Source organism: Desulfovirgula thermocuniculi DSM 16036, assembly GCF_000429345.1.
Lineage (GTDB): Bacteria > Bacillota > Desulfotomaculia > Desulfotomaculales > Desulfovirgulaceae > Desulfovirgula > Desulfovirgula thermocuniculi.
In genome coordinates this window covers 1-12281 of the sequence record NZ_AUBR01000071.1, presented here as the reverse complement: position 1 = coordinate 12281, position 12281 = coordinate 1, and the positions used below count along the sequence as shown (strand labels likewise).

At 51.2% G+C, this 12281-nt stretch carries 8 protein-coding genes and 4 pseudogenes; 4 read left to right on the top strand and 8 right to left on the bottom strand.

Annotated features, from left to right (window positions below; all coding sequences use genetic code 11):
• A pseudogene (locus G454_RS21830) lies at positions 1–234 on the top strand (hypothetical protein); the annotation flags it as partial.
• Between the two features lie 76 nt (positions 235–310).
• Here the strand turns inward: G454_RS21830 and G454_RS0113325 are convergent.
• Positions 311–1597, bottom strand: a complete 1287-nt coding sequence (locus tag G454_RS0113325; protein WP_027719002.1) for a winged helix-turn-helix domain-containing protein — start codon at positions 1595–1597, stop codon at positions 311–313.
• A 420-nt stretch (positions 1598–2017) separates the two neighbouring features.
• Here G454_RS0113325 and G454_RS22920 point away from each other — a divergent pair.
• Positions 2018–2110 (top strand): annotated as a pseudogene (locus G454_RS22920) (hypothetical protein); the annotation flags it as partial.
• Between the two features lie 105 nt (positions 2111–2215).
• Here G454_RS22920 and G454_RS0113320 read toward each other — a convergent pair.
• Together G454_RS0113320 and G454_RS0113315 are read right to left on the bottom strand one after the other, a co-directional pair.
• Complete coding sequence (locus G454_RS0113320) at positions 2216–3055, bottom strand: alpha/beta fold hydrolase (RefSeq protein WP_027719001.1); 840 nt, start codon at positions 3053–3055, stop codon at positions 2216–2218.
• A 650-nt stretch (positions 3056–3705) separates the two neighbouring features.
• Positions 3706–4902, bottom strand: coding sequence for a substrate-binding domain-containing protein (locus G454_RS0113315; RefSeq protein WP_281168480.1), 1197 nt, complete (start codon positions 4900–4902; stop codon positions 3706–3708).
• Between the two features lie 250 nt (positions 4903–5152).
• On the opposite strand from G454_RS0113315, the gene G454_RS0113310 reads away from it, so the two are divergent.
• Entirely contained in the window at positions 5153–5356 is a 204-nt protein-coding gene (locus G454_RS0113310; protein ID WP_027718999.1) for a hypothetical protein, read from the top strand.
• Between the two features lie 178 nt (positions 5357–5534).
• On the opposite strand, the pseudogene G454_RS22915 reads toward G454_RS0113310, so the two are convergent.
• From G454_RS22915 to G454_RS0113285, 5 genes and pseudogenes are all read right to left on the bottom strand, one after another.
• A pseudogene (locus G454_RS22915) lies at positions 5535–6606 on the bottom strand (IS3 family transposase); the annotation flags it as partial.
• A gap of 316 nt (positions 6607–6922) precedes the next feature.
• A complete protein-coding gene (locus G454_RS0113300) occupies positions 6923–7507 on the bottom strand; it encodes a flavodoxin family protein (RefSeq protein ID WP_027718998.1) in 585 nt (194 codons plus the stop codon).
• Between the two features lie 188 nt (positions 7508–7695).
• Positions 7696–8825: pseudogene (locus G454_RS19235) on the bottom strand (IS256 family transposase).
• Positions 8826–9149: 324 nt separating this feature from the next.
• Entirely contained in the window at positions 9150–10241 is a 1092-nt protein-coding gene (locus tag G454_RS19230; protein WP_084413506.1) for a 3-oxoacyl-ACP synthase, read from the bottom strand.
• Positions 10238–11812: a class I adenylate-forming enzyme family protein gene (locus G454_RS0113285; protein ID WP_035107883.1), complete on the bottom strand. Its 1575-nt coding sequence runs from the start codon at positions 11810–11812 to the stop codon at positions 10238–10240. The genes G454_RS19230 and G454_RS0113285 overlap by 4 nt, the downstream gene beginning before the upstream one ends.
• Positions 11813–11966: 154 nt before the next feature.
• Here G454_RS0113285 and G454_RS21025 point away from each other — a divergent pair.
• Positions 11967–12281 (top strand): helix-turn-helix domain-containing protein (locus G454_RS21025; protein ID WP_245574413.1); only part of this gene is annotated, 315 nt, incomplete at its 3' end.

Here is a 12281-nt window from a genome sequence, read left to right as displayed (position 1 = left end):
ATGGTTTGTTTCCTGGCCCTGGTGCTGGAATCGGCCCTTTACAGGTGCCTCAAGCTGGCAGAAAGCAAGGCGGAGTACACCTACCTTCTGCGGGACTTAAAGAACCTGAAAGCCGTGGAGCTTGTCTTAGAGGGCGTGAAGTATCTTTGCCGCACCGAGTTGCCTGGGAATGCCTATGAGGCCTTCCGAGTTCTCGGGATAAGACCACCTTCTGAGGTATCTGTAATAGAATAGTGGTATTGCCACAATAAGGTAAATGTTGTGGTACGTCTATCTTTTTTCCTCGTGAAGCCTTGTGTTTTCGGGATTTTTATAGTTTAGGTGTCAAACTTAGGCCTAAGGCAAGCAAAAAATCGGCTTCACGCCTCAATTCCGCAGGAAGCTTTTCCAGGTAAAGGCGTAACTGTTGCCCCCGCCCACTGTAAACGAGTTCATAACTCATGCGTGAAAGAACCTTAGCGGCATCGGCCCATTGCCGGGCCTGGAGGAAATGCTGGAGGCTTTCTTCTAACCGACCCTCCTGGAGGCAATAGGATCCCGCGCGGTAGTGAAGGCTTTCCCAGTTAGGAATTCGTTTTTGCCCCTCCCGGCGTAAAAACTCCCGGAAGAGGTTATGGTAGCGATAAAGACCTCCTTCCAGCTCGACTAAAAAGAGACCCCTCTCATACACTTTTTGCAAAAGCTCTGGAGAAAAAGAGGCACCCATTAGGGCATTGCATGCCGGCACGCTCAGGAACTCCAGTACGGATGACTGCAAGAGAAAAGTTTTCACCTCAGGTTCCTGACGCTCCAGCACATCAAGGCTTAAAAACTCAAAAAGCTCGCTTAAGCCTGCAACAGTATCCTCCAATCCCCTTAAGGGCAGGGAGATGGCTCCTTCTCTTAGCCCCTTGACTAAAAGTTTTACGGCCATGATCCAGCCTTCACTGTAACCGTAGATAAGGTCTGCATATTTAACCAGAGGAACGTTGCCAGAGTAGTCCAGGTACTCACCAACTTCTTCCCTACTTAAGGCGAGGTGTTTTTCTCCTATGTTAAGGGCATTCCCCCTTACCAACTCGCGGCATACATATGCAAGGCTAACCTTCTCGCGGGAGAGAATAACCGTTTTCAGCCAGGACGGTTTACCGGCAAGGAAATGGTCGAAGAACCATCTCGCTTCCTCACTGCTGGCTACTGTGTGCCAGTCGTCGATAACCAATACCCCTTCTCCTACTCGGCCTTTTTCCTCAAGGCAGGAAAGCAATAGCTCCAAAATGGTTTCCTTCGCCACGTTTTGTCTTCCGGCCAGCATACCGGAAAATTGCTCTGCAATACCTGGTACAAGAGACTCAAGGGCTCCGGCAAGGTACCAACCTAGAGCAAAGGCGCTGGCATCCTCCGGCCCTGGGCTAAACCAGGCAAAGGGTATTCTTAAATCACTAAGCATTTTGACCACTGCGGTGGTCTTTCCATAACCGGCACTAGCACAAACTATGGTGAGGGGATACTCTATCAACCTTTCAAGCCTGCCTTTTAACGAAGGCTTCAGCCAGATGCCTTCCCCGGGCCTGGGCGCGACCAGCTTGCTTTTGAGTAGTACCAGCGGCCGGAGCACGTAACTCACCCTCCTTATGGAAAGGTGCTGCCGCAAAAAGTACTTGCGGCAGCACCTGGAATCACTTGCTAACGCTTGATCATTATTGGCGGCTCCGTCTCTTCAGGTTTGAGTTATTTACCCTGAGTTCGGCAGTACCGCTTTTTTACAAGGCGAAAAGCCGCCTGCCGCGAGACTTTCCGCTCCTGGGGGAAAGTAAGCGTGTACCTAGTTTTTGGTCCTCCCCCGTCTCAACCGGGCCTCGTACACCCTGGGCAGCAGGGGGAGGTCTAGGGCTTCGAAAATGCCGCGCATAGCCGCGGTAGGGGACATAATGGATCCAGAATTTTAATCCAGAATTTTAATCCAGATTTTAGACAAAAAAACGGGGGGTTTTTAGAACCAAATGTTTGTTCGCAAGCAATATAATTCAAAAGCAAAATCGTACTGGAAATTCTCAGAGAGGGAAAGACCCTCTCGCAACTCTCATCAGAGTACGGGGTCCATCCCACTCAACTGAAGAATTGGAAAAAAGGAAGTACTCGAAAATCCGCCCCAACTGTTTGATGAAAAGAATAATTGTTAAAATCTAACTCGAGCATCTAGAGGGACTTTGTTTTTTGTGGTTTCGCGACGGTCTCAACCTGACATTTCCATTGACGCTTGGGAGGTCTTAAGCACAGACAAAAAACCCAGAATGGCGGTGTGGAACTCCCTGGCTTTCTCGTATAAAGAACCATGCCCCGCATCTGGTATAACTATAAAAAGAGAGCCCTCAATGCGCTCATGAAGCATTCTCAATTCCTCCAGCGGCGTGACCACGTCCCTTTCTGCTCCTAGAACTAGAGTGGGGACACGTATCTCTTTTAACCTATCAAGCAGGTCAAAACTACTACCATGGCTGCGGATAAGCCTCAGGAAGCCTTCAAACCACTCCTTGTCGAGGCTCCTCCTGAAAAGCTCTTCCCGCTCGTTTATCCAATGATGCCGGGCCTCGTAGAAACTGCTCGAGTGAATAAAAGGCATGGCCAGCCGGAAAAACTTACCCGCATCGCCCAGGCGGGCCGCCTCTTCCCAGGCACTACCAATAGCCCTCAGATGCCTAGTAAGCCTGGCCGTCGTGTTGGCTAGGACTAGGCTCTGTAGCAAGTAGCCGTACTTCAGGGCAAAAAGCATGGCCACCTGCCCCCCGTAGGATATCCCCACCAGGTGAACATGCTTTAAGCCTAGAAGATCAAAAAGGCCTTTCAAGTCTTCGACATGCTGCTCAATTCCATAATCCTCCGGTGACCTGCCTGATCTCCCCTGATCCCGAAAATCAAGTCGCAGAAGACGATAACCAGCATTCAGGTAAAAGCTAGCACTGTCGGCCCAGCTGACGGTACTCATCATTATTCCGTTGAGAAAGACCACCGTTTCCTCCCCTGACCCGTCCAGTTCGTAATATATTTCCACACCGTTTACTAAAGCTTTGGACACTGCCCAACACCCTCCCATCACACCACAGGGCTGTTTCGCAGGAAAATGCCCGCGCCAGCCCGCCGGGAAAACTGGCGGCAACCTGAGTTTCACGGGGCAGGATAACCACCTTTAGCCATGGAGGCTTGGCGGCGAGAAAGCTGTTGAGAAGTAATCTTACCCCTTTATTTCCGCTCAGAATGTGCCAGTTATCGAGAGTAATACCCCTTCGTTCCTTATAAATGCAAAAGCGCCGAGAGGTTTTCCTAGGTTACGCTAACCAGGCCGCTTAATCCTTCCGCAAACCGCCCCACAGTACCAGGCATAAAAGGTTTCACTGGTCCCAGCGAGATAAGTTAGCTAGGGCAAAAGCGTTGGCATCCTCCGGCCCCGAGCTGAATCAGGCCCAGGAGAGGCAAAATTCGCGCAGCAGCCGTGGTCTTACCGTACCTAGCACTGGCACAGATCACAGTCAGGGGGTACTTCCACCACTTTCTCCAGCTTTGTGCCTTAAAAGAGGCCTGAGCTAGACACATTCCTCCGGCTAGGGTACGGCAAGCTTGCTCTCCAACAGCACTAGCAGCCGGAGCATCTGCCTTCCTCCTTTCCTGCCGGGATGGCGCTGCCGCGGGGAAAGTCCCAGCAGCAGCGCTTTTAACCGGCTCTAACACCTAACGCTTATTCATAACAGGTGGCTCCGTTTCCTCGGGCTTGATCTCCCTGATGAGGGTGGGCACCGGGTAGTCAAACCCCTCCTTCTTTTCAAAGCGAATATGGTAGAGCGTCTGCAGGGCCTGGTGGTCTTCTTTACGGAAGGTCATTTTGCCCTTAGGCGTGTCAAAGCTCATGCCTTCCATAACCTCAATGAGCTTGTCGGCACTGGTATCACCCCCGGTTTTTTCTAGGGCCTTTACAATAGCTACAGCTGCGGAGAAGCCGCCGGGTGTAAAGAGATCGGGAGGCTGCCCGAACCTCTTCCTGTGCTCCTGTACCAGCCAGTCATTTATCTCGTTTTTGGGCAGGCCGTAGTAATACACTGAGAACCCTTCCTGACCTTCCATCCCCCACATGGCTTTCAGGGTGGCCAGGTCCGGCGTACCCGTCATAATACGGATGCCCTTCTCCGGTACCTTCATGTCCATTATCTGCTTCCAGGGCGTGTTGGCGCTGCCGGCCCAGATGACATAGAGGTAATCGGGCTTGGCGTTGATAATACGCTGAATGTAAGCTGTAAAATCGGTGGCGTTTAAGGGGGCGAATTCCTGCTGGCTAACCTTTAAGCCCTTTTTCTCCGCGGCTTTTACAAAGGCAGCCGCACCCTCACGGCCGAAAGCATAATCCTGGGCAAAAATGGCCACGCTGGCGCCGGGCTTGGCGAAGGCTATGGCCGAAGCTACGGCCAGAGCATCCTGGGAAGAGTTACGCGCCGTGCGGAAGATGTACTTGTTCCACTGGGCGCCGGTAATGCTGTCTGCCACCGCCGGCTCTACGACCATGATGCGCTTGTACTCTTGAGCCAGGGGCAGGACGGCCAGCGCATCGGCCGAACTGGAGCACCCCACCAGTATGTCCACTTTGTCCTCTTCCAGGAGCTTTAAGGCCTTCTGCTTGGCTACATCCGGCTTGGTGGTAGTATCCTCCACCACCACTTGGATGGGCCTGCCAGCAACCTCCCTCTTGCCGCCGGTGGCGTAATCCAATCCGAGCTCAAAACCGTTAACCGTTTGCTTGCCGTAGCTTTCCAGGGCACCGCTGAGCGACATAAGCAGGCCAATTTTAATTGGCTTTTTACCTTCTCCAGTTGTATTTTTACCAGCCTTTGCACCACCACAGGCTGCTGTCACAGTTAATATTGCAATTAAAAACATACTAAACAAAATTTTCCGCATTTTGCTTTCCCACCTTTCATTAGTGCTCAAAGTTTTAATCCTGTCTTTTAAAGTAAATAAATGGTAAGAACTTACGGTTTCTCGCCATAACACCCCCTGACCTTATTAATTTTAGACTTTTCTTGCGTTAGTCTACACCCTTGTAGTTACAGCGAAGTTACCATACATGAACCCATCCGGGGCTCGGCAGCATTGCTAGCAAAATCAGCAAGGCGGGAGTGAAAATATTTTGTGTAAACCCCTCTTTCCGTCGCACCTTTACCACGCACTGGACTTTCTGGCCGAGCACAAGGAAGAAATCGAGGAGTTTCTTTTCCGGCGGGTGCGCAGCCTATTTGACTGCGAGCTGGACCTGGCTTTCTGGGACACCACCTCCACCTATTTTGAGGGCTCCGGGTCCGGTAAGCTAAGGTGGACCCCATTGTCAAGATAGTTTTTTGAAAATTTAAGAACTCAACATGTGTTTGGTTAACTTCATTGGAGAAAGGATGACTAGGGTTATAAAGCCTCCTGTACTGCCATTTCTGTTATAATATCCCTGGTTATGGCCACCTCCTTTTGTATATTATGGCTTGACTGTGCATAACCATCCGCAGGCGTTTGGTAACCCAGTGACTGATGTGGGCGGCGATGGTTATAGAAGTCCAGGTAGCAGGCAATCCTCCGCCTGGCTTCGCGGGGACTGGCGTAGTCATGTAGGTAAACTTCTTCGTATTTCAGGCTGCGCCAGAGGGACTCAACAAAAATGTTATCCATTGCTCTGCCTCTACCGTCCATGCTGATTTGTACCCCCGCATTTTTTAAGAGCTCTATGTATTGCGGGCTCGTGAACTGGCTTCCCTGGTCACTGTTCATAATTTCCGGCCGTGACCTGGCCAGAGCCAGTTTGACTGCTTTCAGCAAGAGGGAGACTTCCAGCGAGAGGTCCATTTCCCAACTAACCACATAACGGGAGTACCAATCTATAATTGCTACCAGGTATACCCAGCTCTTTTGCAGGCGAATGTAGGTAATGTCTATGCCCCATACCTGAGTCTGGGCGGGTGAATTCAAGGCCTCTAATCAGGTAAGGATAAATCCTGTGCTGCTGAGCGCGCTTGCTCAGGTTTGGGCCGGGATGGATGCCGGCGATGCCCATTTCTCGCATATGTCGCTGTACTGCCTTAAGGTTGACTTCAAAGCCTTCGCGGCGAAGCTGGGCTGTAATCCGCCGGGAACCATAATATGGGTGTTCCGTGTAAATTTCATCAATGCGGTGCTTGAGAGCAACTTCCTCAGGTGAAGGTCCTACAGGCTTATAGTAAAGACTTGTGCGGCTTAGACTCAAAAGTGCAGCCTGCGTAGCAATAGGGATCGGGTTGCCCCACTCAACCAGGGCCATGCGTTGTTCACGAGTCATGCTGGAGGTCAGATTTTTTCAACCAGGATAACTGGGTGGTCAGGCGTCCGATTTCGGCATACAAATCCTGGATTTGCTTTTTATAATCTTTTTTCATTGCTTCTATGTTTCTTTTGTCAAACAGTTGGGGCAGATTTTCGAGTACTTCCTTCTTTCCAATTCTTCAGTTGAGTGGGATGGACCCCGTATTCTGATGAGAGCTGCGAGAGGGTCTTTCCCTCTCTGAGAATTTCCAGTACGATTTTGCTTTTGAATTCCGGCAAATATTGCTTGCGAACAAACATTTGGTTCTAAAACCCCCGTTTTTTTGTCTAAAAATTCTGGGTCCATTATAAGCTGGCCGGGTACGGCTACTCCCGGGACAGGCGGCCCGACAGGCTGCAGCTGGTGATTTGGAGTGCTCATGACCATTATTCCATTTTGTAGGTACCCCTTCAGGAATATGAGCTAGTTCTTCAGAAGTCTCGTTAGATGATGGAGTATCTGAATAGGGAGAAACCGCCTGGCCTCATACCTCACAAGGCCTGTGCTGCTCCCGTTCTTATGCTTGAATCTGATTGTGCTCCCGGAAGATTTAATTTACGAGGTTTCTGGAGTTTATTAACCCCAAACCCGCAGGGCCTTCATCACCTTAGTCATATTCTCCACAAACCTTCTGATGTGGTTAAGCCCCTCTTCGTCTTTGGCTGCGTCGCGGGCGCCGCTGGCTCCGGCTACCCCCACGGTCCAGTAGCTGGAGCCGGGAACAATAATGTCGTTAATAAAGAACCATAGTAAAAGCTGGGCGAAAGCCATGTTGTGGCCGGCCCGCCGCGCTACTGTGATCGGACCGCCCACTTTTCCGGAAAACCGTTTCCCCGACCATAGACGGACGAAGCCGGCCCTGTCCAGTAGCGCCATCAGCTGAGGGTGGACTGAGCTGAAGTAGACCGGGGAGCCGATGATCAATCCGTCTGCCTCCACCATCTTTTGGTAGACAAAGTTGAAGTCGTCGTCTTTTTGGGTACACTCCTCCGTGTTCTTGCACCCGTAGCAACCCCGACAGGGCCTGATAGTCAAGCCCTGCAAAGAAATAAACTCCGTTTTAAAAGAGGTCTGGTCGAAAAGCTCTAAAGCGTAGCGGACCAAGTATTCCGTATTGCCGTTTTCTCTCAAGCTGCCGGAAATGCCAAGCACTTTTTGCATTGTTTTTTTCCTCCAATCCACTTGTAATCCGGTTATTAACATCAATCCACATAAAGAAATTAAAGTAAGCGGCGAGTATCAAAAAGTCACCGTGGGCCAGGTTAAAGATCCCGACCACCCCGGAGGCCAAAGCTATGGGGCATGTCGTAGGTATCGTGGAATTTCGGTGGCGCCCTTTTTCGCGATTTTTAGGCCGCTTTCAGCACCATGGTATTTTTTGGAGCAGGGATAGCTTCAAGCAGTGCTTCGGCTAACAACGGTAGCTCTCGGTACCCCTTAAGCCGCTGAAAACCTTTTTCCGCCTGGAGCAGCCCGACTGCAGCCCAGCGCAAGATCTGCACCTCATTGCGCCACCTCTTTACGTTCCGGGTAACAACCCTAACCTTGTCAAAAGCTGTCTCTATCATATTCGTAGAGCGTAGGCTTTTCCGCAAGGCCTCTGGCAAGCCTAGCTGGATGACGGTAAGCGTTTCCTCTAACCCTTCGCGCAGGCTCCTTGCTACTCCGGGATATTTTTCCTCGAGCAAAGTAGCCAGCCTGGACAGCTCTGTGAGAGCCTTGCGGTAGTCTTTTTCTGCCCAGGCCTGGTTTAGCTTTTTGCCCACCCATCCCTGGGCTTCCTTGGGCAGGTGTTCCAGCACGTTACGCTTCTTGTGTACCTGACACCTCTGCACTACGGCCTGTTCTCCGAAGACTTCTTTGACCGCGAGCCTCAAGGCCTTGGAGCCGTCTATGACCACCAGTATGCCTCCTTCTACCTTCAAGCCGCGGGCCACGAGGTCGGTAAGCAGGGACTTGCAGACAGCAGCATTTTCCGTAGCTCCTTCCCACAAACCCAGAATCTCCTTCTTTCCTTCAGCCGTGATGCCCAAGGCAACTACTACCGTATGTCCAGCGAACACAACCCCGTCAATTACCAGCACCAGGAAGCGCTTGCCCTCCAAAGACCTGTTGAGCAACTCTTCCAAAGCTTTGCGTGTGGCACGGATAAATCGCCGGCTGATGGCGCTTTTGGAGGTTCCATGAGCGGGCACATCTTCGCCTATGGGCTCAAGTCCGCGCTCGTAGTGCCTGGTGGATAAGCCGTAAATTATGCGCCCCAAAACCGACTGGGTGATGAGGCTATCATCCTGAAAAGCCTCGTAGGTCTTAAGCCTTATTTCTTTGCCATCTTTGGTGCGTACCCGTGGCCGCCGGATAGCTACTTTACGGCCCCCCAAAACCACGCTGCCTTTCTCGGTCCCGTGGCGCACGGCTCGCCGGTTTGGTTGTGTTTACCTTTAGGGCCGGCTGTCTCGGTTACCTCAGCCTCCATCATAGCGCTAAGGACGCGCAGTCCTACGGCAGCGGAGAGGGCCAAGAGGCCATCCTTGGCACTGCCTAAAACCTCCTGCAGGGATATCTGTACATGGTCAGGTAGGACAGAGAGGTCAATAATAAGGGGGTGTTTGGTTTTTGGCCGTTTTGTGATATACTGGCATTGGTGGCGGTTACCTCCTTTTGTTTGTGGTTGGTTCACCCCTGTTATACCACAGGGGCCTGAGGGACCGCCACCTTCATTTTCCACGATTTTCGGGACAACGCTGCAAAGCCATCTACGTAGCCGTCAAGGCATAAAGCTCGAAATTTAAAACGCCATTGATTAGTACCTGTCCGAATAGTGACTACTCGCCCACTGATCCTCCCCGCCTTTCGCCCCAGCAGCGCCGCCTGCCGTCCCCCACCGAAGACAGGTGGCCGACCAAGTGTATCCTGTCCCGGCACCGGAGAGTACGACAAGGTCACCATCTTTCAAAAGACCTTTTTGCTCGGCTTCCCAAAGGGCAATCAGCTGGTCCCCTGCTTGAATGTGGCCGTGGTTTTTCAAATATACAGAGCGCTCTTCCGGCAAGCCCAAAGCCTTAAGAATCGCTTGGTGCATAGAAGGCTTCATGTGGGTAATCCCAAGAAAGGCGATATCTTTCGTGGTACAGCCGCTTCGTTCACAAGCCTTGGTTATCACCTTTAGAAAGTTGGGTAAGGAAACCGGGTCCAAATTTTTCTTCATGTCTTCAATGTCCCGGACATCAAGCAAATACATTTTTTTTCGAACGGTTTCCATAGTAGGGCGAATTCTCGAACCGCCGACGGGTACGTAAACGTCTAAGCTGAAACGACCGTCGGTTAAGATGGCTGAGCCCAGCACCTGGTTTTTTGCGTGACCTCGGCGCAATATACATGCAGCCGCGCCATCGCCGAAGTTAAACATGAACCTAGTACTCAAATTCTCGTAGTTAATAAGATCGCCTTCCTTAGTAGCCATGACTAGCAAGATCGTGTTCAGTTCCCGGTCGGCCAAGAGCATATCCTTTGCCACTTTTACTGCTACGGCGAAACTAGCACAAAGAGACATGATCTCAAAGGCAAAGGCGTTTTTAGCCTTGATGCGCTCTTGGATGTGAGTGGCAATGGACCAAACGTAATAGTCCTTGTACTCACTGCCGAAATAAATTATGGCGTCAATTTCTTCAGGATCAATGCCGTTTAAGGCCCTTCGCGCTGCTTCTACGGCCATATCAGAGACATGTTCATCTGTCCCCGCCCGGTGTTTTTTCTCAATACCCATCTTCTTTTCCACTATTTCCGCGGGAATACCTGTAAGCCGGGAAATATCTTCCGCAGTTAAATAGTTATCCGGTAAATAAATTCCATAGTTGACTAGCCCAATAGGTTCGTGTGTTGAAGTTACGCTCATCGTTGGTGATCCTCCCGCGCAAGGTGTGGACCGAATTTTTTGAGCTCTCTCTTTAATACTTTGCCGACCGAACTCTTCGGCAGGGCGTCTATAATTTCCACGTATTTGGGCACTTTATACCCGGCCAGCTTCGTACGGCAGAATTTAATAATCTCTTCCGGGGTCAGGCCGGGTGACTTCAGGACCACAAAGGCTTTCCCCACTTCCCCCCATTTCGGGTCGGGGACCCCTACCACAGCGGCCTCGCGGATCTGGGGGTGGGTAACCAGAACTGCCTCAATCTCGGCGGGATAAACATTTTCACCCCCGGAAATGAACATATCTTTTTTGCGGTCGACGATATATATATATCCGTCTTCGTCGCGGCAGGCTAGGTCACCGGTATGCACCCACCCGTCGACGATTGTTTCCACGGTGGCCTTTTCGTTGCGCCAGTATCCGGAGAAGATCTGCGGTCCGGAAATGCACAGCTCGCCTACCTCGCCCACCGAAACATCCTGACCATTTTCGTCTACTATGCGAACCGGGCTGTAAAGGAACGGCACGCCCACCGAGGCCCACTTTTTCATAACCTGTTCCCTGTCCATCTCCTCCCACAGCATGGAAACGTTGTTCGGCCCGGCTTCGGTAAGACCGTAGCCTTTTACGAAAGGAATCCCTTTATCCCAGTAGAGTTCCATGATTTCTTTAGGGCAGGGAGCTGCACCCGCCATTGCCATTCGGAGCGAGGAAAGATCCGCCCTGGCAAACGAGGGGCTTTCGGCGATCATTAAAAACATCGTGGGTGCACCGAACAAAAATGTAGTTCTTTCCCGTTCAATGATTTGTAACACCCATTCAGGGTCGAAAATTCGGTCGATATATATCCGCCCACCTGCAGCCAAAAGGGGGAGCGTCAGAATGTGCCACCCGCCGGTATGAAACATGGGCAGAATAATAGGCGCGGAATCTTTATCGGTGATGTTCCAGGTCAGCACCTCGTTGACAATGTTTACAAAAACCATGCGATGTGGTATCATTGCTGCCTTCGGCAGGCCGGTTGTGCCTCCGGTCGACAGCAGGAGGTGGGTGTCCTCCCAAGAAAACGGCTCTACGTGCGGGGGTTGCGCGCTCGCCGAGGAAAGTACACCTGTGTATTCCTGCGCTTCCATAACTGTCACTCGATTGCTTCCCAGCCGAATTTTGGTGGGAAAAGGATAGCGAAGAGAGGCTGCTTTCTCTTCTAGCTCACCCTCAAAAAAGAGCACTCGCGGTTCAATTTGGAAGAGCATTTCATCCATTTCAGCCGCCGTGAGTCGGATGTTCAGCGGAAAATTGATCAGGTTGAGTTTTTGGGTGGCAAAAAAGATATCGAAGCACTCTATCCGGTTGCGCGTGAGAACCGCCACACGGTCTCCCGCAACCAGGCCGAGGCCGTCTCTAAGATAATTTGCCAGCCTGTTCGCCCGCTCGTTGAGTTCCCCGTAAGTGTACCACCTATCTGTGACCCGGTCGTAGACTGCCCGTCTTTGCGGCGTAAGCGCAGCGCGCCGGGCAGCCAGATCGCTTATCCAAGACCAAGACAAACCCATCCTTGTACCTCCTTAATATGATATGTGACTCAGTTGTCACTTTGTATTCGGCAACATCATAACAAAATCCTTCCATCCCGTCAATAAATTTTTTAATTTTTTGTGATTCGTCTGTGATATTGTCAGGGTGAAAATCATTAGTGAAAATGTCAGTATGAGCAGGGAGTGGGTCACCTTGTCTCAAAAAGAATTAAGCCGTATCCAAATATTGGAGCAATCATTAAGCGGATTAATTACCACGAGCTATGCGGCCTTTATCCTGAACCTCAGCGAGCGGCAGGTCTATAGGCTTAAGGCCAAATTGCGTGAACATGGACCTGCTGCCCTGGCCCACGGAAACCGCGGCCGTAAGCCAGCCCATGCCATCCCAGATGAGGTCCGCCAGCTGGTGGTGCAACTCGCTCAAACCAAATACAGGGGGTGCAATTACTCTTTCCTCAGCGAGTTGCTCTACGAACACGAAGGTATC